16 protein-coding genes are annotated in these 22080 nt (G+C 73.7%); 9 read left to right on the forward strand and 7 right to left on the reverse strand.

The window, feature by feature from the left end:
- Positions 1-256: 256 nt before the first annotated feature.
- Positions 257-2038 carry an ABC transporter ATP-binding protein gene (locus ACWC0C_RS26200; protein ID WP_450866217.1) on the forward strand — a complete coding sequence of 594 codons (1782 nt, stop codon included), beginning with the start codon at positions 257-259 and terminating at the stop codon, positions 2036-2038.
- Between the two features lie 340 nt (positions 2039-2378).
- Positions 2379-4289 (forward strand): ATP-binding cassette domain-containing protein, encoded by a 1911-nt coding sequence (locus tag ACWC0C_RS26205; RefSeq protein WP_450866219.1) that lies wholly within the window; start codon positions 2379-2381, stop codon positions 4287-4289.
- On the opposite strand, the gene ACWC0C_RS26210 is transcribed toward ACWC0C_RS26205, so the two are convergent.
- Positions 4219-4827 carry a LuxR C-terminal-related transcriptional regulator gene (locus tag ACWC0C_RS26210; protein WP_449193965.1) on the reverse strand — a complete coding sequence of 203 codons (609 nt, stop codon included), beginning with the start codon at positions 4825-4827 and terminating at the stop codon, positions 4219-4221. The two genes, ACWC0C_RS26205 and ACWC0C_RS26210, sit on opposite strands and share 71 nt — an antisense overlap.
- A 375-nt stretch (positions 4828-5202) precedes the next feature.
- Between ACWC0C_RS26210 and ACWC0C_RS26215 the strand changes: the two genes are divergently transcribed.
- On the forward strand, positions 5203-7347 hold the full coding sequence (locus ACWC0C_RS26215) for a SpoIIE family protein phosphatase (RefSeq protein WP_450866222.1): 2145 nt from the start codon (positions 5203-5205) through the stop codon (positions 7345-7347).
- 205 nt (positions 7348-7552) lie between these two features.
- On the opposite strand, the gene ACWC0C_RS26220 is transcribed toward ACWC0C_RS26215, so the two are convergent.
- Positions 7553-8980, reverse strand: coding sequence for a S1 family peptidase (locus ACWC0C_RS26220; RefSeq protein ID WP_450866224.1), 1428 nt, complete (start codon positions 8978-8980; stop codon positions 7553-7555).
- A gap of 184 nt (positions 8981-9164) precedes the next feature.
- Between ACWC0C_RS26220 and ACWC0C_RS26225 the strand changes: the two genes are divergently transcribed.
- From ACWC0C_RS26225 to ACWC0C_RS26245, 5 genes are all read left to right on the forward strand, one after another.
- Positions 9165-9578: a PaaI family thioesterase gene (locus ACWC0C_RS26225; protein WP_450866225.1), complete on the forward strand. Its 414-nt coding sequence runs from the start codon at positions 9165-9167 to the stop codon at positions 9576-9578.
- A 455-nt stretch (positions 9579-10033) separates the two neighbouring features.
- Positions 10034-10249 (forward strand): type A2 lantipeptide, encoded by a 216-nt coding sequence (locus ACWC0C_RS26230; protein WP_449193962.1) that lies wholly within the window; start codon positions 10034-10036, stop codon positions 10247-10249.
- Positions 10250-10349: 100 nt separating this feature from the next.
- A complete protein-coding gene (locus ACWC0C_RS26235; RefSeq protein WP_450866228.1) occupies positions 10350-11156 on the forward strand; it encodes an HlyD family efflux transporter periplasmic adaptor subunit in 807 nt (268 codons plus the stop codon).
- Entirely contained in the window at positions 11153-13372 is a 2220-nt protein-coding gene (locus ACWC0C_RS26240) for an NHLP family bacteriocin export ABC transporter peptidase/permease/ATPase subunit (RefSeq protein ID WP_450866229.1), read from the forward strand. Before ACWC0C_RS26235 ends, ACWC0C_RS26240 begins: the two co-directional genes overlap by 4 nt.
- Before the next feature lies 1 nt (position 13373).
- The gene (locus tag ACWC0C_RS26245) at positions 13374-16190 is read left to right on the forward strand and encodes an NHLP bacteriocin export ABC transporter permease/ATPase subunit (protein ID WP_449193959.1); all 2817 of its coding nucleotides are present in this window, start codon (positions 13374-13376) and stop codon (positions 16188-16190) included.
- Positions 16191-16219: 29 nt separating this feature from the next.
- On the opposite strand, the gene ACWC0C_RS26250 is transcribed toward ACWC0C_RS26245, so the two are convergent.
- Positions 16220-17047 carry a ribonuclease BN gene (locus ACWC0C_RS26250; RefSeq protein WP_449193958.1) on the reverse strand — a complete coding sequence of 276 codons (828 nt, stop codon included), beginning with the start codon at positions 17045-17047 and terminating at the stop codon, positions 16220-16222.
- 182 nt (positions 17048-17229) lie between these two features.
- Between ACWC0C_RS26250 and ACWC0C_RS26255 the strand changes: the two genes are divergently transcribed.
- Positions 17230-18339, forward strand: coding sequence for an MGDG synthase family glycosyltransferase (locus tag ACWC0C_RS26255; protein WP_450866411.1), 1110 nt, complete (start codon positions 17230-17232; stop codon positions 18337-18339).
- A 432-nt stretch (positions 18340-18771) separates the two neighbouring features.
- Here ACWC0C_RS26255 and ACWC0C_RS26260 read toward each other — a convergent pair whose 3' ends face one another.
- The 4 genes from ACWC0C_RS26260 to ACWC0C_RS26275 form a co-directional block, all read right to left on the reverse strand.
- Positions 18772-19509, reverse strand: a complete 738-nt coding sequence (locus ACWC0C_RS26260) for a polysaccharide deacetylase family protein (RefSeq protein ID WP_450866230.1) — start codon at positions 19507-19509, stop codon at positions 18772-18774.
- The gene (locus ACWC0C_RS26265; RefSeq protein WP_450866232.1) at positions 19509-20423 is read right to left on the reverse strand and encodes a DMT family transporter; all 915 of its coding nucleotides are present in this window, start codon (positions 20421-20423) and stop codon (positions 19509-19511) included. Before ACWC0C_RS26265 ends, ACWC0C_RS26260 begins: the two co-directional genes overlap by 1 nt.
- 6 nt (positions 20424-20429) lie before the next feature.
- Positions 20430-21284, reverse strand: a complete 855-nt coding sequence (locus tag ACWC0C_RS26270) for an SDR family NAD(P)-dependent oxidoreductase (protein ID WP_450866234.1) — start codon at positions 21282-21284, stop codon at positions 20430-20432.
- Positions 21285-21530: 246 nt separating this feature from the next.
- Positions 21531-22058: an SRPBCC family protein gene (locus ACWC0C_RS26275; RefSeq protein ID WP_449193954.1), complete on the reverse strand. Its 528-nt coding sequence runs from the start codon at positions 22056-22058 to the stop codon at positions 21531-21533.
- Positions 22059-22080: the final 22 nt, after the last annotated feature.

Raw genomic sequence — 22080 nt, forward strand, 5'->3', positions numbered from 1 at the left:
CGCCCTCCCGCAGGGGAGGGGCTGTCCGGGGCCTCCGGCTGGGCGGGGCCCGTCGGAAGCCTCCGCGAGGGTGACCGTTCCGGCGCACTCCACCCACCTGGGAAGAGGTGCCCAAAGCCTCGGCAGGAGACCGCCGTTCGGCCCCCCTCCCACCGGCGAACGAGACGCCATCCGGAGCGTCCGCCTGGCAGGGGGCCGTCTGCCCGACGCCCGGCCGCCCTCCCGTTTCCGTCCGACCCGAGTGAGGCCGCAGCCGATGAACTCCCGCCCCGACAGCGCCGCTTCCGCGCCCGTCCGTGCCTTGTCGCGGGCGGCGCTGCGGCAGGGCGCCGCCCGCTGCGTCGCGTTGTGCGCCGTGAGTACGGCCGCGACGGCGGCCGGCCTGCTGCTGCCCGCGCTGCTCGGACACACCCTGGATCTGCTGCTGGCCCACGCCCCGGCCGCCCGCTGGGGCGGCTGCTGTGCCGGCCTCGTCCTGCTGCTCGCCCTGCTGGACGGCTGCGCGGGCGTGCTCACCGGCACTACCGACGCGCACGCCACCGCATGGCTGCGCCGACAACTCACCGGGCATGTCCTGGCGCTGGGCCCGCGCGCGACGGCCCGGTTCGGCTCCGGGGATCTGGTGGCACGGCTGGTCGGCAACGCCGCGCAGGCCGGGACGGCGCCGGGTGCGCTGGCCGCGCTGCTCGCCGCGCTCGCCGGGCCCGTCGGAGGTGTGGTGGCGCTCGGCCTCATCGACCCGTGGCTGGCGGCGGTGTTCCTCGCCGGCGCGCCGGTCCTGGCCCTGCTGCTGCGCGCCTTCGCCCGGAACACGTCGGCGTGCGTGGCCGACTACCAGCGGGCGCAGGGCCGGATCGCGGGCGCGCTGGCGGAGGCGGTCGGCGGTTTCCGTACGATCCGGGCCGCGGGCGCCGAGGAGCGCGAGACGGCCCGGATCCTGACCCCGCTGCCCGAACTGTCGCGCGCCGGGCACCGCATGTGGCGGGTGCAGGGGCGGGCCGCCGCGCAGGCGGTCACGGTGGCACCGCTGCTGAACCTGGGCGTGCTGGCGGTGGCAGGGCTGCTGCTGGCCCGGCACCGGCTGTCGGTGGGCGAGGTGCTGGCCGCGTCCCGCTACGCGGTGCTCGCCACGGGTGTCGGCACGGTGGTCGGGCAGCTGGCCGCGCTCGCGCGAGCCAGGGCCGCGACCGGCCGGCTCGCCGAGGTGCGGGCCGAGCCCGCGCCCGCCCACGGCACCGGGGGCCTGCCGCCCGGCAACGGCCGGCTTGAGCTGCGGGCGGTGACCGCACGCCGGGGCGGGCGAACCGTGCTGGCCGGGGTCGACCTGACCGTCCCGGGCGGCACCACCCTGGCGGTCGTCGGCCGCTCCGGCACCGGCAAGTCCCTGCTCGCCGAGCTGGCCGGCCGGCTGGCCGACCCCGACGCGGGCGAGGTCCTCCTCGACGGCGTCCCGCTGCGCGACCTCGCCCACGCCGAGCTGCGCCGTGCCGTCGGCTACGCCTTCGACCGCCCCGTTCTGCTGGGCACGACCATCGAGGACACCATCGCCTTCGGGCGCGTAGCCGCCCCACCCGCCGCCGTACGCTCCGCCGCCCTGAGCGCCCACGCCGACGACTTCGTACGGCGCCTGCCCGCGGGCTACGCCACCCGCACCGCCGACGCGCCCCGCTCCGGCGGCGAGTCCCAACGCCTGGGTCTCGCCCGGGCCTTCGCACACGGCGGTCGGCTGCTGATCCTCGACGACGCCCTGTCCAGCCTCGACACGGTCACGGAACACCGCATCACCCAGACCCTGCTGGCCCCCGACCCGGACCGGACCCGCCTGCTGATCGCCCACCGCGCGACGACGGCGTCCCGCGCGGACCGGGTCGCCTGGCTGGACGCGGGCCGGGTCAGGGCGATCGGGACCCACCGGGAGCTTTGGCGGGAGGCGGAGTACCGGGCGGTGTTCGGGGATGAAGGGGCAGTCGGCACGGAGCCGGGCCCGGAGTTCGCGGCCGCCGGCGACCACACGGTCGAGAGGGAGGCGCGGGGCTGATGGCGGTCCTGCCGCATTCCCGGGCGCACCGCACTCGACCGGCGCCCGCCTCCGGCCCCCGGCCGATGTCCCTCCGGTACGCCCAACGGCCCACCCCGAACCGCGGCCGCACTCTGGGCGCGAGCCGCTGGACATACGCGCCGCGACACGGCCACACCCAACCGCCACCGCACCGCAGCCACGGACCGATAGCCCCACCACACGGCACCCGACCACCCACACCGGACCGCGGCCGAAACCCGGGCACGAACCGGCGGCCGTACACGACACGACGCGACCACACCCGACGGCCACCGCAGCGCAGGCACGGGCCGATGGACCTACGCGGCGAGGAGCGGCCATGACCAGGCGGGAACGGGAGTTGACCGGCGTGTGTGGTGGGGAACGGGCTTCCGGCGCGGTGGACGGAGGCGGGACGTGTGGGTCGGCCGGCGGGTCGGCGGCGCTCGTGCGCCAGAAAGCCCGCCGGTTCCTGCGGGCGCGGTGGCGGGTGCTGGTCCGGCTCGGCGCCTGGTCCGTGCTGGAGGCGGGACAGACCTTCCTCGCCGGATACGCCCTCGCGCGGGCCCTGGACGCCGGGTTCCTGGCCGGGAACGCGCGGATCGGTCTGCTGTGGCTGGGGGCCGCGGCGCTCGCCGTGGGTGCCGGGGCGTACGGGACCGGGCGGGTGTACGGCGTGGTCGCCGGGCTGGTGGAACCGGCCCGGGACAGGTTGGTGACGGAGGTGGTCGCGCGCGGGGTGCGGGAGGCGGACACGGGTGCGTTGTCCGGGCTGACCCAGCAGGTGGAGATCGCACGGGACACACTCGCCGGCGTGGTGCTGGTGTCCCTCTCGTTCCTGTTCACCGCCGCCGGCGCCCTGATCGGCCTGTTCTCGCTGGCCCCACTGCTGCTGACGGTCGTGGTGCCTCCGCTGCTCACCGGCGTGGCCCTGTTCGGCGCGACGCTCCGACCACTGGCCCGCCGCCAGGAGGCGCTCCTGGCCGCGGACGAGGCACTGGCCCACGAGTTGGGCACGGTCTGCCCGGGGCTCCGGGACATCACCGCGGCAGGCGCCGAGGAACGGATCGCCGAAGCCGTCGGCGACCGCACCGACGCCGAACTGCGGGCCGCCCGCGCCCTGGCCCGCTGGAGCACGGCCCGTGTGGCCGCGCTGGCGGTGGGCGGCGAACTCCCTGCGGTACTCCTGCTGTTCACCGCCCCCTGGCTGCTCGGCCACGGCGTCACCCCGGGTGCCCTGGTGGGCGCGCTCGCCTACGTCACCCAGTCCCTCCTCCCGGCCCTCAACAACCTGATCCACGGCCTGGGCACGAGCGGCTCCCGTCTCACAGTGGTTCTTCGCCGGCTTACGGTCCGCCACCCCGAGGGGCGCGGGGCCGCATGCATCAGCGGCTCCGCCGCGGGGCGCGACCAGCCACAACGGACCCGCACCCGCCCGACAACCGCGCTCCCCCCTCCCTCCGGCGCAGAGCACACCGCCCTCACCCTCACCAACGTCACCTTCGCCTACGGCCCCGCCGGCGAACCCGTCGTACACAATCTCGACCTCACCCTCCCCACCGGCGCCCACCTGGCCGTCGTAGGCCCCAGCGGAACCGGCAAGTCGACACTCACCGCACTGATCTCCGGCCTGCTCACTCCCGCGCACGGCACCCTCCGCGTGCACGAGGCAGGCGTCCTCATCCCACAGGAGGCTTACGTCCACACCGGCACCCTCGCCGAGAACCTGACCCTCCACCGCTGCGACCCGGTTCCCGAGTCCGAACTCCTCGCCGCCGCCGGGGCCATCGGGCTGACCCCACTGCTGACAACGCTGGGCGGCCTCGACACCCCCGTCGACCCGGCGGAGCTCTCCGCAGGCCAGCGCCAGCTGATCGCGCTGACCCGGGCCTACCTCTCCCCCGCCCCGCTGGCCCTGCTGGACGAGGCGACCTGCCATCTCGACCCGGAGGCGGAGGCACGTGCCGAGCGGGCCTTCGCGGCGCGCCCGGGCGGCACGCTGATCGTCGTCGCCCACCGGATGAGCTCCGCCCGCCGCGCCGACCGGATCCTCGTCATGGACGGCGCCCGCACCACCTGCGGCACTCACGCCGAGCTGCTGCGCACCTCGGCCCTGTACCGGGACCTGGCCGGCCACTGGACGCACCCGGCGCCCCTGCCCGGGCAATCGCCCCCGTCCCTCACACCCACCCCTCGCCCCGCGATATCCGAATCGCGTCGATCCGGTTCCGCGCGCCGGTCTTGCGGGTGATCGACGCCATGTAGTTGCGAACCGTCCCATGGGACAGGTGCAGATCGCCGGCGATCTCCGCGATGGACGCGCCCCCGGCCGCCAGGGACAGCACGCTCAGCTCGCGTCTGGTCAGCGGCATCTGGGCCGCCTTGAGGAAACCGAAGCCCAGCGAGGAATCGACGAAACGTTCCCTCTCGGCGACGGAGCGGATGGCGCGCACCAGCCGGTCCGGCGAGCCGGCCTTGTCGACGAAGCCGAGCGCGCCCGCCTCCGCGGCCCGCTTCAGCAGGCCCGGCCGGTTGGCCTGGGCCAGCACCACGAGCGCCGGGGGTCTGCCACCGGTGTGCGGCGGACACAGGTCGCCAAGGGGTACCGCGCCCTGACCGTCGGCGCACTCGAGGTCCGCCGCGCACACGTCCGGGCATAAGGACCGCACCCGCGCGCCGGCACCCCGCCACGGCGTGTCGTCCACGTCCAGCCCCGGTTCCCGCCGCAGCCACTCGGCCAGGACCGATCGCACCAGACACGCGTCGTGCACCAGAAGCACCCGGATCACTACTCCGCCCCCTCGGAAAGATCGTCCTACGCCCGTTCCCCGGCGTCGCCGTGCCGTCGTGGCCCGCTCCCTGGCTCCCCTCGCGGGCCGCCACGATCCGCGCCATGACGCGGACACGGAAAACGCGTGCCCATTCTTGGCCGCCGGTACCGTTCGCGGGCGCGGAGATCCGGCCATCAGGGTGCGCGGGGGCGCACGCGGGGCGCCCGTACGCCGCCCGCGCTTCCGCTGCCCGGGCATGGGTGCGGGCGGACGGGGTATCCGGAGGCGTTCCGCATGTCCGACCTCGGGCCGCGGCCGAGGCGCTCGCCGTGCGCGGCGCGCCCCCGCGGGGGAATCTTGTCCCCAGGATGCGCGCATCGGCCGTGCGAGGAGGTGGGCGGCGTGTCCGACGGGCCAGGACCGGCACCGGCGGCCGACGGGGCACCGGTCGCCCTGCCGCTGCTGTCGCTTGCGCTGGTGTCGATGATGCAGGAAGTACAGGCGCACTCTGGGGCGGTGTACCTGCTCCGGCCGGACGAGCCGGTCCTGGAGATGACGGTGCACGCGGGCATGCCCCGGGAGTTCGCGGCGCCGTGGGAGCGGGTCGGGCTGAGCGCGCCGATCCCGGTGGCCGACGCGGCACGCGGGCGGCGCCTGGTGTGGGTGGGCGGCGAGGAGGAGATGGCCCGCTGCTATCCGCGTATCGCGGTGGTGCTGCCGTACCCGTTCGCGCTGGCCGCGCTGCCCGTGGCGACGGAGCAGCGGCTGTACGGCGCGGTGTTCGTGACCTGGCCCGGTGCGCATCCGGCGGAGCTGTCCGCCGGGGAGCGCGACCATCTGTGGGCGGCCTGCGACCGGCTGGCACTGCGCCTGGAGCGGGCCGCGCAGGAGGACCGGCCGATCACCTGCCAGACCGACGTGGTGCCGACGCCGGTGACGGGCGTGGCCGACACGCTGGGCTCGTTGGAGGCGGCGCGGATGGTGTCCCGGCTGCCGTACGGGCTGGTGTCGCTGGATCTGCACGGCCGGATCGGGTTCGTCAACCCGGCCGCCGCCGAGCTGCTCGGCAGACCGGCCGGTGAGCTGCTGGGCACACTGCCGTGGGTGTCCGTGCCGTGGCTGAACGACCCGATGTACGAGGACCGTTACCGCGGGGCGCTGCTCAGTCAGCAGACGACGTCGTTCGTGGCACTGCGGCCACCGGGCGAGTGGCTGTCGTTCCGGATGTATCCGAGCACGAACGGGCTGAGCGTGCGCATCAGCCGGGCCCGGGCGGTGGCGGAGATGGCACGCGGGGCGCCGCAGCCGGACCGGTCCCCGTCGCGGCTGGTGACCATCTCCCAGGTGCTGAGCTTCGCGGGCGCGCTGACCGAGGCGGTGGGCGTGCAGGACGTGGTGCAGCTGGTCTGGGACGAGGTGGCCCCGGCGGTCGGCAGCCAGGCGATGGTGATCTTCGGCTCGCAGGGCGGGCGGCTGCATGTGCTGGGGCATCGCGGGTACCCCGACGCGCACCTCGTGGAGCGGTTCCACGGGCTGCCGCTGACCGAGCGGACCCCCGGCACCCATGCGCTCAGCAGCGGCGTGCCCGCGTTCTTCGACTCGCAGGAGGAGCTGGAGCGGCTGTATCCGCGCCGGCACGCGATCCCGGACGGCTTCGCGGCCTGGGCGTATCTGCCGCTGATCGCGTCCGGGCGGCCGGTGGGCACCTGTGTGCTGGCCTACGCCGAGCCGCATGTCTTCCCGGCCGACGAGCGCGCCGTACTGACGTCGCTGGGCGGGCTGATCGCGCAGGCGCTGGAGCGGGCCCGGCTCTACGACGCCAAGCACCGGCTCGCGCAGGGGCTCCAGCAGGCCCTGCTGCCGAACTCGCTGGCACCGCCGCCCGGCATCGAGGCGGCCGCCCGCTATCTGCCGGCCACCCACGGCATGGACATCGGCGGCGACTTCTACGACCTGGTGCCGACGCTGCCGCTGACGGCGGCGGTGATCGGGGACGTGCAGGGGCACAACGTGACGGCGGCGGGCCTGATGGGGCAGATCCGTACCGGCGTCCGGGCGTACACCACGGTCGGGCAGGCACCGCACGAGGTCATGAGCAGCACCAATCGGCTGCTGATCGACCTCGGCACCGAGCTGTTCGCCAGCTGTCTGTATCTGCGGCTGGACCCGGCGCACGGGCGGGCCGTCATGGCGCGGGCGGGGCATCCGCCGCCACTGCTGAGACGGCCGGACGGGCGGGTGCGGGTGCTGGACCTGGCAGGTGGACCGCTGCTGGGGATCGACGCGGCCGCGGTGTATCCCACGACCGAGGTCTCCCTCGCTGCCGGCTCGGTGCTCGTCCTGTACACCGACGGTCTGGTGGAGGCACCCGGCGTCGACATGGAGGAAGCGCTGGCCGGCCTCGGCGCCCTGCTGTCGGAGATCGGCGACCAGCCGCTGGAGAAGCTGGCGGACGAGGTGGTCCGGCAGAGCGTGGCGGCGCGGGAGCGGGTGGACGACGTGGCGGTGATGTTGCTGCGGGCCTGCGGCAACGCCTGACGGTCCGGCCCTCCCGCCGGAGGGCCGGACCGTTCCCCGCCGGCCGGAACCGCGGGTGAGGGCGGCGGGGAGATGGGGTGGGGGGTGGGGGGCAGCGCCCCCCAAGGGGCGCGGGGCCGTATCAATATGCGGCTCCGCCGCGTGGGCGCGACCAGCCACGACGGCGCCGCAGACCAAGGACGCCCATCGCCCCCCGAGCGGAGCGTTACCGCGTGCTGGTCAGCGACGACCCGTCGTTCGCGGATCCGGCACCGTTACCGGACTGATCGCTTCCGCTGCCGGACTGGTCGGTGGCCGAAGCCGACGGGTCGGTTGCCGAGGCGGACGGGTCGGCGGAGCCGCCGACCTGGTCGCCGCCCGCACCGGACTGGTCACCGGCGCCGGACTGGTCGCCCGCCGAGGCCGACGGGTCGGCGGAACCCGACTGGTCGCCCGCGCCGTTGCCGGCATTGCCGCCGTTGCCCGCGTTGCCGCCGTTGCCGCCGTTGCCGAGGGTCGCGCCGGTGGCCTGGAGGGCCGCGGTGACCGGCTGGAAGAAGGTCTCGCCGCCGCTGGTGCAGTCGCCGCTGCCGCCGGAGGTGAGGCCGACGGCGCTGCCGTCCTGGGTGAACAGGGAGCCGCCGCTGTCGCCGGCCTCGGCACAGACGTTGGTCTGGATGAGCCCGTTGACGGTGTCGACGCCGCCGGGGTTCGTCTCGCTCTGGAAGTTGACCGTGGCGTCGAGCCCGGTGACCTGGCCGTTGTGCAGGCCGGTGGTGGAGCCCATCCGGAACACGGTCTCGCCGACGGTGGCGTCCGCGGCCTGGGTGATCTGCACGGTCTGGCCGTTGCCGGCATTGACCTCGCTCGGCGCCTGGGTGGTCTTGTCGTTGTACTTGACGAGCGAGAAGTCGTTGCCGGGGAACTTGGCCTGGTCGACGGTGGCGATGGGCTGGCCGTTCTGCGAGTCGGACCAGTCCTTGGCGGCGACCCCGCAGTGACCGGCCGTCAGGAAGGCGGGACTGCCGTCGGAGGCGGTGACGTTGAAGCCGAGGGAGCAGCGGACGCCGCCCTGCTGGGTCTGGGAGAAGATGGCGTCGCCGCCCGAGACGAAGGTCTTGAAGGCGCCGGCGGACTTCTTCAGCGTCGCCATGCCGGAGCCGAGGCCCTGCACGGTCGACTGCAGTCTGTTCCACTTGGCGCCGGTGACGGTGGAGTCGGCGGTGACGAGGATCTTGTTGGTGCGCGGGTCCACGGCCCAGGAGGTGCCGGGGATCGTGGCCTTGGTCTTCAGGGTGCCGGCGGCGGCCTTCAGGGTGCTGGTGCTGTTCTTCACCTGGCGGGCGACCGCGCCGGCCTTGGTCACCTGGGCGATCGTGTTGCTGTCGCCGTTGACCACGTTGACGACGAGTTGCTGCTTGCCGCTGTCGAAGTACGACCCGGCGAAGGCGTCGCCGAGGGCCTTCTGGAGCTGGGCGGCGAGGCCGGACGCCTGGGTGGCCTTCAGCGTCTTCGCGGTGCCGGTGCCGTCCGACGCCTGGTTGTTGCCCTGTGAGGCATTGGCGTGGGGCAGCAGGAGGGCCGCCGCACCGAGCGCCGCGACACCGCCCACCGCTATCGCGGCCTTGCGCTTGGGCATTCGCTTGTGACTCAAACTTCTCGACCTCCTGGGGACGGGGGTCTGCCACTGTCGGGCAGTTCGTATCGGGGCGCCTGGATGGCCGTACGTACGCACCGGCCGCGTGGTGTGTTCAATTCCGTTTCCCAACGGCCGTGCCGGGTGGGCGAATCGGCCATGCTCCGCGTGTCGCGGTGGGCGGCCGGGAACAATCCGCCCTATGACGATGACCCCCGCCGAAGCCGACAAGATCCTCTCCGCCAATTTCGCCCCCTGGGTGCTCGATCTCGGGCTGAGTGTCGAGGCGGTGGGAGAGGACCGGGCCGTGCTGCGACTGCCCTGGTCGCAGCGGCTGGCCCGGGAGGGCGGGGGGTTGTCGGGGCAGGCGCTGATGGCGGCCGCCGACACGGCGACGGTGATCGCGGTGTCGGCCGCGCGCGGCGGCTTCGTGCCGATGACGACGGTTCAGCAGTCGACGTCGTTCCAGCGGGCGGTGACCGGTTCGGATGTCCGGATCGAAGCGGTCCTGACGAAGCTGGGGCGCCGCATGGCCTTCGCGGACATCACCCTGAGCGACGCGGATTCGGGCGCGCTCGCGGCCCGGGCGAGCACGGTGTACGCGATTCTGGGCTGACACGATCCGCTACCGATCAGTAACGGACTGTTTCAGGTGCGATACGGAATCCCACCTTCAGGGAATCTACACATTGAATACTCAACCAAGTCACTGACGACCGGGGATCTGCACATCCGCGCGCCCCTCGTCACTCCTTTGGCGAGGAGTGCCGGATTCGCCGCCGGGCGGGCAAGAGGCCGGACGCGCCGATGCCGTGGCGCATGTGAAGGAGTCGCCGACGTAGCGTGCGCATGCCTGCACGGATGGAACCCTTCACACATCAAGTTCCCTGGTGAGAGCCCTGGTTGATTGGAAGCGCGCCCCGCCTGCGTGCTTTGATCCATCGCACCGCGGGGGTCGCGGCGGGCTCCCGGAGACGGGGGCCCGGCGCCCGCGGTCGCGGCCGTCCGTCTGTCCCCAGAGGGGGGCCGCTCCCCCCTTGTGAAATATCCATTAGGAAGGGAAGTTCCATCATGAACTCCACCCCCCAGGTTGAGACCGTCGAGATCTCGGACGCCGAGCTGGACAGCGTCTCCGGCGGTCTGTCCGTGAACACCCTGAACACCGTCACCGGCGCTGTGAACGGCGTTGCCCCGGTTTCCGGCGCGGTCAACACCGCCATCGGCACCGTCGAGGGCGTCACCGGCCTGAACGTGCAGCCGGTCACCGACCTGGTCGCCGGTCTCTGATCGCACCGCGTCGCATCGAAGTCCCGGAGTCGTTCGCCGGCTCCGGGGCTCTCGGATGCTCTGAAACACCAGCGTCTCTCCCACAGGTGAGGGAAGTCCCGTGCAGTTCCGCCAACAGGCCCTCGCCAAGCTCCAGTCACCGGAAGAGCTGGACCTCCCGGTGCGCCTGGCCCGCCCCCAGGGCTGGCTCGCCCTGGGCGTCACCGTCGTCGTCATGGCGGCGGCCTCCGTCTGGGCGGTGACCGGTTCGGTCGCCTCCACGGTGAGCGCGCCGGCCATCCTCACCCACGGGCAGGGCAGTTACCTGCTGCAGAGCCCGGTGTCCGGCCAGGTGACGGCCGTCCTCGCCAGGCAGGGCGAACGGCTCCCCGCGAACGCGCCGGTCCTGAAGGTCCGTACGGCCCAGGGCGATGCGGTGGTCCGCACGGTCGCCGCGGGCCGCGTCACCACCCTCGCTGCCGCCATCGGGCAGATCATCCAGACCGGCACCGATGTCGCCGCCGTGGAGAAGGTCACCCACGCCTCCGACCCGCTGTACGCGACCGTGTACGTGCCCGCCGAGAACGCCGCCGCCATCCCGGCGCACGCCTCCGTCGACCTCACCGTGTCCTCGGTGCCGACGCAGACGTACGGCGTGCTGCGCGGGCAGGTGAAGTCGGTGGACCGCACCGCGCAGTCCGCCCAGTCGATCTCCGCCTTCCTCGGCGACAGCCAGCTCGGCCGGCAGTTCACGAGCAAGGGCCGCCCGGTGGCCGTCCTGGTCGCGCTCGACAGGTCGACGGCCACCCGGAGCGGTTACCGCTGGTCCACCACCGACGGGCCGCCGTTCCGGCTCGACTCCATGACGCTCGCCTCCGGTTCGATCAAGCTGGCCGACCAGCACCCCATGGATTGGCTGCTGCCGTGACCACCACACAGGAACGCGGCCGCAGACGTGCCGCACCGGCCAAGCGGCCGGTCCCCAAGCCCCGTGGCGGCACGGTCCGTACGCCCACCGTGCTCCAGATGGAGGCCGTCGAGTGCGGCGCCGCCTCGCTCGCCATGGTCCTCGGCCACTACGGCCGGCACATCCCGCTCGAGGAGCTGCGCATCGCCTGCGGTGTCTCCCGCGACGGCTCGCGCGCCTCCAACCTGCTGAAGGCGGCGCGCAGTTACGGTCTGACCGCCAAGGGCATGCAGATGGACCTGGCCGCCCTCGCCGAGGTGACGGCACCGGCCATCCTGTTCTGGGAGTTCAACCACTACGTCGTCTTCGACGGCATGGGCCGCCGCTTCGGCCGGCGCGGTGTGTACATCAACGATCCCGCCAAGGGCCGCCGGTTCGTGCCCATGGAGGAGTTCGACGGCAGCTTCACCGGTGTGGTGCTGGTGATGGAGCCGGGCGACGGCTTCACCAAGGGCGGGCGCAAGCCCGGTGTGCTCGGCGCGATGCCGGCCCGGCTGCGCGGCACCGCCGGCACCCTGCCCGCCGCGGTCCTGGCCAGCCTGCTGCTGGTCGCGGTCGGCGCGGCCGTGCCCGCGCTCAGCCGTACCTACATCGACACGTTCCTCATCGGCGGCCAGACCTCGCTGCTGGGCGTGCTGTTCGCCTCGATGGGCACCTGTGTGCTGCTCACCCTGGTGCTGACCTGGCTGCAGCAGGCCAATCTGCTGCACGGCCGGATCATCTCCTCCACCCTCTCCAGCGCCCGCTTCCTGCGCCATCTGCTGCGGCTGCCGGTGACGTTCTTCGCCCAGCGCTCCCCCGCCGACCTGGTGCAGCGGCTGCAGTCCAACGACCAGGTCGCCGAGACCCTGGCCCGCGACCTCGCGGCAGCCGGCGTGGACGCGATCGTCGTCGTCCTCTACGCCGTCCTGCTCTACACCTACGACCCGCAGCTGACGTTCGTCGGGATCGGCGTGGCGCTGCTCAACGTGGTCGCCATGCGGCTGGTCGTACGGCTGCGCGCGACCCGTACGGCGAAGCTGCGCGCGGACACGGCACGGCTGACCAACACCTCGTACACCGGCCTCCAGCTGATCGAGACGATGAAGGCGACCGGCGGTGAGGACGGCTACTTCCGCAAGTGGGCCGGACAGCACGCCACCACCCTGGAGGAGCAGCAGCGGCTGGGCGTGCCGAGCGCCTGGCTGGGCGTGGTCGCCCCCACCCTCGCCACCTTCAACAGCGCGCTGATCCTGTGGATCGGCGGCCTGCGCGCGGTCGAGGGGCACATCTCGGTGGGTCTGCTGGTCGCCTTCCAGGCGCTGGTCACCCGCTTCACCGCTCCCCTCACCCGGCTCAACGGCGTGGCGGGCCGCATCCAGGACTTCGCGGCCGACGTCGCCCGGCTGAAGGACGTGGAGAACTTCCAGGCCGACCCGCTCTACGCCCGCCCGGGCGGCAGCGACTCCACGCGCCGGCTGCACGGGCACGTCGAGCTGGAGAACGTCACCTTCGGCTACAGCCCGCTGGACCAGCCGCTGCTCAGCGGCTTCGACCTGACCGTGGGCCCGGGACAGCAGGTGGCGCTGGTGGGCGGTTCCGGCAGCGGCAAGTCGACGGTGTCCCGGCTGATCTCGGGCCTGTACGCCCCGTGGGACGGCGTGATCCGCATCGACGGCCGCCGCCTGGAGGACATCCCGCGCGGGGCCCTGGCGTCCTCCGTCTCCTTCGTGGACCAGGACGTGTTCCTCTTCGAGGGCTCGATCCGCGACAACGTGGCGCTGTGGGACCCGTCGATCCCGGACGAGGCCGTGGTGGAGGCGCTGAAGGACGCGGCCCTGTACGACGTGGTGATGCGCCGGCCCGGCGGCATCCACAGCAAGGTCGAGCAGGACGGCCACAACTTCTCCGGCGGCCAGCGCCAGCGGCTCGAGATCGCCCGGGCCCTGGTCCGCAGGCCGAGCATCCTCGTCCTGGACGAGGTGACCAGCGCGCTGGACGCGGAGACCGAGCTGGTCGTGATGGACAACCTGCGCCGGCGCGGCTGTGCCTGCGTGGTGATCGCGCACCGGCTGAGCACGGTCCGGGACAGCGACGAGATCGTGGTGCTCCAGCACGGCACGGTCGTCGAGCGCGGGCGGCACGAGGAGCTGGTGGCGCACGGCGGCGCGTACGCCGCGCTGGTCAGGGAGCGATGAGATGACGACCGTCGGCGAAGGCGACCTCGTTCTCGGTGCGCTGGGGTCCATGGGCACCCGTATCGACTGCGCCGGGTTCAACCGCCTGGACCTCGAAGGCCCGCAGGTTTTGTGGCTGGTCGCGGCGGGCGGCCTGGACCTGTTCGCGGTGGACGCGGTCCAGCAGGGCCACTGGCACCACCTGGGCCGGCTGGAGGCGGGTGCGCTGCTGCTCGGCCCGGTCGCCGGGCCCCAGCACACCCTGGTGGCCCGCCCGGTCCGGGACTGCGTGGTGCACCGCATCAACCTGCGCGAGCTGTACCAGCCCGCGAACACCCAGACCTGGTCGTACGACGAGTACGGCAACCCCCAGTACGTGCCTCCGGCCACCAGCCCGCTGGAGTACGCGGTCGCCCTCGGCGTCGGCCGTGGCCTGTCCGTCCTGTTCCAGGCGCCGATGGCGGAGGAACGGGCGGCCACGCCCACCGACGACGACGTGTTCTGGATGCAGGTACCGCCGGGCAGCGTCCAGTACGGCGCGCTGTACGGCGCGGAGGCCGCCGCCGACCTGCTGATGGACCCGGCGCTGTGGCAGACCATGGTCGACCAGCAGTACCGGCTGCTGACCGCGCTGGACCGGTGGATCGAGCAGCTGGAGCGCACCCACGAGAACCGCACGGCCGCCGGGATCAAGGCCGGTGAGGCCGTGCGCGCCCAGGCCGACCAGACCCTGCTGGCCTCCATCGGCAAGCGCTCGGCCCGCCGGACGACGGCCGCCGACGCCGACGCCGGCTACGCGGCCTGCAAGCTGGTCGCCGAGGCGGCCGGGATCAAACTCGCCGAGCCCGCGCAGAGCGGCACCGAGAGCGAACGCCTCGATCCCGTGGAACGGGTCGCGCTCGCCTCCCGGGTGCGCACCCGGGCCGTACGGCTGCAGGGGCGCTGGTGGCGGGAGAACGTGGGCCCGCTGGTCGGACACCGGGCGCTGTCCGGGGCGCCGGTCGCGCTGTTGTGGCGGCGCGGCGGCTATGTCGCCGTACACCCCGGGACGGGGCGCGAGACGCCGATCGAGAAGGCGAACGCGGAGGAGTTCGAGCCGCGCGCGGTGATGTTCTACCGTCCGCTGCCCGACAAGGCCCTCTCTCCCTTCGGCCTGCTGCGGTTCAGCCTCCAGGGCACCCGCGGCGACCTCTTCGGTCTGCTCCTCGCGGGCCTGGTGACGGTGGCGATCGGCGCACTGGTGCCGATCGCGACCGGCAACGTGCTCGGCGAGTACGTGCCCGAGGCGCGGACGGGCCTGATCGTCCAGGTGTGCCTGGCCGTGATGGTGAGCGGGGTGGTGGCGGCGGCGTTCACGCTGCTGGAGAACCTGTCCATCCTGCGTCTGGAGGGCCGGATCGAGGCCGCGCTCCAGCCCGCCGTGTGGGACAGACTGCTCCGGCTGCCCACCCGGTTCTTCACCCAGCGCTCCACCGGTGAACTCGCCAGTGCCGCCATGGGCATCAGCGCGATGCGCCGGCTGCTGGCGGGCGTCGGCCCGGTGGTCGCGCAGTCCGTGACCGTCGGTGCGATGAACCTGGGCCTGCTGTTCTGGTACAGCCCGTCCATGGCCATGGCTGCGGTCGGCATGCTCGTGGTCATCGCGGCGGTGTTCCTGGGGCTCGGGCTGTGGCAGGTGCGCTGGCAGCGGAAGCTGACGGTGCTCGGCAACAAGCTGAACAACCAGGCCTTCCAGACCCTGCGCGGCCTGCCCAAGCTGCGGGTGGCGGCCGCCGAGAACTACGCGTACGCCGCCTGGGCGCGGGAGTTCGCCCACAGCCGGGAGCTGCAGCAGAAGGTCGGCCGGATCAAGAACCTCACCACGGTGCTCGGCGGGATCTACCTGCCGGTGTGCACGCTGCTGATGTTCATGCTGCTGGCGGGCCCGGCCAGGGGCGCCATGTCGGCGGCGGACTTCCTGACCTTCAACACCTCGGTGACGATGGTGCTGACCTCGGTCACCCAGCTGACCGGCTCCTTCGTGTCGGCGGTGGCCGCGCTTCCGCTGTTCGAGGAGATCAAGCCGGTCTTCGAGGCGACGCCCGAGGTGCGGACGTCGAGCACCCGTCCGGGCCCGCTGTCGGGCGCGATCGAGGCCCGCCGGCTCTCCTTCCGGTACGCCGACGACGGCCCGCTCGTCCTGGACGACGTGTCCTTCGCCATCCGGCCGGGCGAGTTCGTGGCGGTCGTCGGCCCGAGCGGCTGCGGCAAGTCCACGCTGCTGCGGCTCCTCATCGGCTTCGACAAACCGGTCTCCGGCAGCGTCCTGTACGACGGCCAGGACCTCGCCGCGCTCGACCAGTCGGCCGTCCGCCGCCAGTGCGGGGTGGTGCTCCAGCACGCGCAGCCCTTCACCGGCTCCATCCTGGACGTCATCTGCGGCACCGAGCCGTACACGCCGGAGGAGGCGATGGCGGCGGCCGAGATGGCGGGGCTCGCGGAGGACATCAAGCGGATGCCGATGGGCCTGCACACGATCGTCGCGGGCAACGGCGCGATCTCCGGTGGTCAGCGGCAGCGCCTGATGATCGCCCAGGCCCTGATCCGGCGCCCGCGCATCCTCTTCTTCGACGAGGCCACCAGCGCCCTGGACAACGACACGCAGCGCATCGTCATCGACAGCACCCGCAAGCTGAACGCCACCCGCGTGGTCATCGCGCACCGGCTGTCGACGGTCCTGGACGCCGACCGGGTGATCGTGATGGAGGACGGCAAGGTCGTCCAGCAGGGCACACCGGCGGAGCTGCTCGCCGACACCACCGGCCGGCTGCACGAGCTGGTGCGTCGGCAGCTGACGTAGCGTCCGCCGCGACCGGGGGTCGGGAGCGCTCAGTACTTTCCCCGGCCCGGCTTGCGTGCCTCCTCCCCTCGGTGGTGGGTCGGCATCCAGTGGTGTTCGGTGAACCAGCGGCCGAACAGGGCACCGCCGTAGATGACGAACCCGACGCCGATCAGCCAGGACTCCACCACGAGCACGGTCCCGACCGCGCCGTAGCTGAGCGCGTTGGTGACGATCAGCGGGGTGAAGACGAGGTACGAGAAGGCTCGCAGGCCGGCCAGGCCGATCACGGTGGCGAGGGCGCCCGGCAGCAGGGAGCGCCAGCGGACCTGGCCGCCCAGCAGGAAGCGCTGCCCCCACCAGAAGAAGAGGATGCCGCTCACCGTGGACAGCGCGATCCGCTGGGCCCCGTACAGCGTGTTCTTGCTCGCCACCTCCTGGTAGAGGTAGCCGGTGAGCACCACCAGCCAGGTCGCCTGCCGCCAGACCCGGTGCCAGGGGCCGGAGGGCACGTCCCAGATCCGTTCGTAGGCGTTCTGCACGCTGCCGCCGAAGGACACGCCGAAGACGGACAGCAGGACGGCACCCCAGATGCTGGTCGTGCCGATGACGTTGCGCGGCGGCCTGATGACATCGGTGAGCACGTGCGCGGACCGCCCGGACAGGCCCATGCCGTCGGTGAGCCACGAGGCGAAACCACCCCGCACGAGCGGATCGGCGGCGGCGACCACGATCAGCAGCGGCGCCAGCGTCACCAGCGCCAGGGTGGCGAACCCCATGGCCCGGTGCATCAGTTCCAGCTCACGGCCGTGTTCGAGCAGGGCCCCGGCCCTGAGCCACTCCCAAGCGCGGTGCAGGCCGCGCCGCCACCGCCTCACGGCTCCTCCCGTGCTCGCCGCCCACTCGCTCTCCTGAGCCGATTCATCCACCCCGGCGCGCTCCGGGCAACTCGCGTCGATGCCGTGTCCGCACGTTCCCGGTCCGGCGACACGGCGGCCGAGTGAGCGGTTTGCGGGCGGCGCCCACCGGAGAATCGGACCCCGTGCGTACTCCTGCCGAGGTGCCCTCCACGGAACCCGCCCGGCCGCGCGGCCCGCGGCGCCCGCTGATCCTGAGCGCCAGCATGGGCGCCGGTCACGACACCGTGGCCGCCGAACTGGCGCGCCGGGCCGCGGCATGCGGACACGAGCCGCACGTGGCCGACGTCCTGGGGCTGCTGCCGTACGGCCTGGGCGGCGGGCTGCGCGCCTCCTACCAGGCCTCGGTACGGCACTTTCCGTGGGCGTACGCCGGCGTCTACGGCGCATTCCTGCGCGGCGGCAGGGGGCCGCGGCCCAGCGGGGTGCCGCTGGCCCGGCTCGCCGGTGGCCGGCTGACGGATCTCGTGGAACGGCTGGACGCCGATGTGGTGGTGTCCGTCTTCCATCTGGCCGCACAGCTCACCGGCCACCTCAGGGCCCGGGGCCGGCTGCGGGTGCCGAGCGCCGTCTTCCTGGTGGACTTCGCCGTGCACCGGCAGTGGCTGCACCCCGGCAACGACCAGTACCTGTGCCTGACGGACGGCGCGGCGGACGAGGTGCGGCGGGCCCTGGGCAGGCCCGCGGTGACGACCGGACCGGCGGTCGCTCCCGGGTTCCGCGCACCGGCGCCCGGGGCGGGGCGGTGGCGGGAGCGCTTCGCCGGGCGGGCGCCCGGCCGGCCGGCGGTCCTGCTGTCCGCAGGTGCCTGGGGTGCCGCGTCCCGCCCGGACGCCACCGCCCGGCTGCTGACGGGGGCAGGCTATCTACCGGTGGTGCTGTGCGGGCGCAACCCACGGCTGCGGGCGCGGATGGCCCGGGTGCCCGGGGTCCTCGCCCTGGACTGGGTGGACGACATGCCCGGGCTGCTGTCCGCCGCGTACGCCCTGGTGGACAACGCGGCCGGGCAGACCGCCGTCCAGGCCCTGGCCGCCGGGCTGCCCGTGATCGGGTACCGGCCGCTGCCCGGCCACGGGACGGACGGAGTCCGCCGGATGTCCGCCCTCGGCGTGTCGGAACTTCCCCCGGACGGGCCCACATTGCTGACAGCCCTCGCCAGGCTCACGCAGGACGGCCGGGAACGGACGGAACGGGTGGCCCGCGGACACGCGCTGTTCCGCGGCGATCCGATGACGTACGTGGCCCGGTTGTGACGACATGACCCACACGCTCGACCGGTGCCACCATCCAGCGGCGCCCGCACGTGCTCGCCGGGGACCCCAACGTCAGGCCGCCAACCTGTGCTCCCCAGAGGCCGCAACCTCAGACCGCCGACCCGCGCTCGCCAGCAGCCACAGCTTCACGCCGACGGCTCGCACCCACCAGACGCCCCACGTTCGGGGAGTCGACCCGCGCTCGCCAGAGACTGCAACTTCAGGCCGTCGGCCCGCACCCGTCAGCCCCCCCAACTCCAACCGCCGACCCACCAAAGGGCGCCACTCGAAGCCGTCAGCCCGCACCCGCCAAACGCCCCACCTCCGGGGAGTCGGCCGCCGCTCGCCAGGGGCCGCACCTCAGGCCGCCGACCCGCACCCGCCCCCCCCCACCACCCTGCCGCCAGCCCACACCCCCACGCGCCCTCCTCCTCAGGGTGGCGGACCGTGTTCGCGTAGTGGGCCGATCGAGAGGCCGGCCTCTCGGCAGTCCCGTACCAGGACGGGTAGTGCACCGAGGGCGGAGTGCCAGCAGCCGGGGGACGCGAGGCGGTCGGAGTCGTGGAGCAGGATGGTGCCGCCGCCGCGCAGGTCCGCCGCGATCAGGGCCCGCACGGACGCCGGGGTGGCGTCGGCCGTCCAGTCCCTGCCCCAGGCCGTCCACAGCACCGGCCGCAGCCCGGCCCGCCGCGCGGCCAGCCAGCGCCCGGAGGTGAGGATGCCGTAGGGCGGGCGGTACCACTGCGGCCGGTGCCCGGAGATGTCGTGCACCGCGCGGACGGTACGCGCGACCTGCTCGGCGTCGCGGGCGGGGGCGGGGAGCCAGGGACGGTCGTGGGTCCAGCCGTGCACCGCGAGTTCATGGCCCCGCCGGGCGGTCTCCCGGACCAGCGCGGGATGGCGCACCACGTTCTCGCCGAGCACGAAGAAGGTCGCCCGCACGCCGAGTTCGTCGAGCGCGTCGAGGAAGCGTGGCGTGGACCCCGGGTCCGGACCGTCGTCGAAGGTCAGCGCGATGTGCCGGCGGCGGCCGGAGCCGGACAGCCGCGGGAACAGCAGCAGCCGGACCCCCGGGAGCCAGGTGGCCGCAGGTCCGATGTGCGCGGCGGCGACGGCGGCCGGCAGCAGGACGGCCGCCGCGCGCCATGGACGGCCGGAGCCGAGAGGCATCACTGACCTGCCTTCCCGTAGGCGTAAGCGCCGGTGCCCCTGCCGCCCCGCGCGGAGGCGTCCCAGTCCCGTCCGGCGGCCTGCGCCCGGGCCAGTCCGATGCTGCCCGCCCCGATGAGCACCACCCCGATCGCCTCCGGCAGCATCCGCAGCCCGAGGTGGATCGCCTCGGCGAACAGGACCCAGCCGAGGACGACGCTGGTGAGCGCGTCGCCAAGGGTGAGCGCAGGCTGGGAGGCCGTGAGCGACCCGGCGGCCAGCGCGCTCTGCAGCAGCAGGAAGGCGACGAGTCCGGCGCCGGCCGTGGCGTACGGCGACCAGTGCGCGAACATCGCCGCGGGCCCGTGTCCGAGCCGGCCCATCGCCTCCTTGAGGAGCGCGGCGGTGGTGGCGAAGCAGACGGCGGAGGCGAGCCCGATCAGCGCGGCCCGCGGCGCGCCCCGCGTCGGGCGGGCCACGGCCACCAGGAGCACGACCGCGCCGAGCGCCCCGCCGCCGCCCAGGAGCCAGGCCCGGGGCGACGCGGTCGGCCGGCCCGCGGCCGGGGCGGCGGACAGCAGGAAGAGGGCCAGCCCGGCGGCGAGGGCGACGAAGGCCAGCCAGGTCCCGAGGCCGGCCCGGCGCCGGAAGACCGCACTGCCCACGACCAGGGTGAACAGCAGCTCGGTGGCGAGGAGCGGCTGGACCAGGGAGAGGCTGCCCACGGCCAGCGCCCCGGCCTGGAGCAGTCCGGAGACCGCCAGCAGCGCGGCGCCCGCCAGCCAGTAGGGGCGCCGCAACAGCCGGGCGAGCCGGCCCACGGCGGACCCGCCGTCCTCGTACGGCTCCTGTACGGCGGCCCGGCGCTGGAGCACGGACGCGGACGCGTTCGTCAAGGCCGCGAGCAGCGCGAGCAGCACCGTGACGGCGGTCATGTCCGCTCACCCGAAGCGGGCGGCGAGCCGCCGGTAGAGCCCCGGCGCGGCGCCGCGCACCAGGGCGGGATACCGCAGCCAGCCGGGCACGTACACCTCGTCCTTGCCGTACCGGACCGCGGTCCAGACGGCGTCCGCGACCCGCTCGGGAGGAACCGGCCGCGGCCAGGTCCTGGTGTAGGGGACTCCCCGCCGCTCGAAGAACGGCGTGTCGACCGCGCCCGGGATGACATGGCTGACGCCCACCCCGGTGCGGCGCAGCTCGTAGCGCAGGGCGTCGGCGAAGGCGGCCAGGGCGGCCTTCGCGGCGGAGTACACGGCCTCGCCGCGCACGGCGACGCTGCCCGCGACGGACCCGATGAGCACGATCCGTCCCGAGCCGGCGGCGACCATGTGGGGCAGCAGGGAGCGCACCAGGCGCAGGGTGGCCAGCAGGTCGACGCCGACGATCTCGTCGATGCGCGCGGGCGGCATGCCGGTGAAGTCGCCGGCCCAGCCCACCCCGGCGCTCGCCACCAGCAGGTCGAGGCGGCCGACGTGGTCCAGTACGAGATCGGTGAGCAGACGGTCGGCACCCGGCCGGGTCAGGTCCGCCGGCACGGCCAGCGCGTCGACCTGGGCGGCCACCTGCTCCAGGCGGGTGGCGTCCCGCCCGTTCAGCACCAGCCGCCAGCCTCCCTCGGCGGCCAGCCGGCGGGCGACGACGGCGCCGATACCGGAGGAGGCGCCCGTCACCAGGGCGGTGCCGCCCCGGCCGGCCCGGTTCCCGGCGGGGCGCAGGACCGTACCCGTCCGAGGGGCGGACGTCGTGACCGGCCCGATGCGGTTCGACGGTCCTGCGGGGGGCGGGGCCTGGGACATGGTGACGACCTCACTGCGACATGCGTGCACGGGCTCGCGAACTCCGGGGCCGAACCTTCGCGGTGTATCCAGGGCGCCACACACTGAAACACCGCGCACGGCGGAGTCCCGCCGAACGCCCGCCACAGGACCGCGGGGCGCGAGAACCGACGGTACGACCGTACGCCGGGACGCCTGGCGGGAGAAGGCCGTGCCACGCGGGTCCGGCGCCGGCCGCGGCCCTGGCCCGGTGTTCGCGGGCCGACGTCAGTCCAGGCCCGGCACGGGCGCGCCGGAGGGCACTCCGGCGGTGAGGTAGCCGTCGTAGAAGTCCTTCCAGGCCGGGCTCGCCCCGGCGTGCGGGCCCTCGAAGCGCTCGCCGCGCGCCTTGGCGTCGAGGGCGGCGAGGCACACCTCCCAGCCGGCGCCGTTGCGGGCGGCGGTGTTCGCCTCGGAGAGCACGTTGGTGAGCGTGAACCGGGTGCGCCGTTCGCCGACGGCTTCCAGGTCGAAGCGGAGTTCGTCGCCGCCCCACTCGAAGGACAGGTGCCGGGGCGGGTCGACGGCGATCACCCGGCCGGTGGACTCGGGCATGTTCGGGTCGCCGCTGAAGCGGATGGTGCCGCCGGGGCGCAGCTCCATCTCGGCGCGGGAGGGGAACCACTGCTGGAGTTCGTCGGGATCGGTGACGAACCGCCAGACGCGGTCCACGGGGTGGTCGTAGGTACGGCTGAACCGGACGGCGGGGCGGCCGTCGTCCAGGGTCACATAGGTGCCGGTGAGGTCGACGGGCATGGTGTCTCAGTCCTTCGGTGAG

The sequence above is a fragment of the Streptomyces sp. NPDC001709 genome (genome assembly GCF_053596375.1).

What these genes read in the sequence shown, in the direction of transcription:
- ACWC0C_RS26200 (WP_450866217.1), top strand. Translation starts at nt 257, where the DNA reads ATGAACTCCCGCCCCGACAGCGCCGCTTCCGCGCCCGTCCGTGCCTTG.
- ACWC0C_RS26205 (WP_450866219.1), top strand. Translation starts at nt 2,379, where the DNA reads ATGACCAGGCGGGAACGGGAGTTGACCGGCGTGTGTGGTGGGGAACGG.
- ACWC0C_RS26265 (WP_450866232.1), bottom strand. Translation starts at nt 20,423, where the DNA reads ATGACCGCCGTCACGGTGCTGCTCGCGCTGCTCGCGGCCTTGACGAAC.
- ACWC0C_RS26225 (WP_450866225.1), top strand. Translation starts at nt 9,165, where the DNA reads ATGACGATGACCCCCGCCGAAGCCGACAAGATCCTCTCCGCCAATTTC.
- ACWC0C_RS26260 (WP_450866230.1), bottom strand. Translation starts at nt 19,509, where the DNA reads ATGCCTCTCGGCTCCGGCCGTCCATGGCGCGCGGCGGCCGTCCTGCTG.
- ACWC0C_RS26270 (WP_450866234.1), bottom strand. Translation starts at nt 21,284, where the DNA reads ATGTCCCAGGCCCCGCCCCCCGCAGGACCGTCGAACCGCATCGGGCCG.
- ACWC0C_RS26230 (WP_449193962.1), top strand. Translation starts at nt 10,034, where the DNA reads ATGAACTCCACCCCCCAGGTTGAGACCGTCGAGATCTCGGACGCCGAG.
- ACWC0C_RS26245 (WP_449193959.1), top strand. Translation starts at nt 13,374, where the DNA reads ATGACGACCGTCGGCGAAGGCGACCTCGTTCTCGGTGCGCTGGGGTCC.
- ACWC0C_RS26275 (WP_449193954.1), bottom strand. Translation starts at nt 22,058, where the DNA reads ATGCCCGTCGACCTCACCGGCACCTATGTGACCCTGGACGACGGCCGC.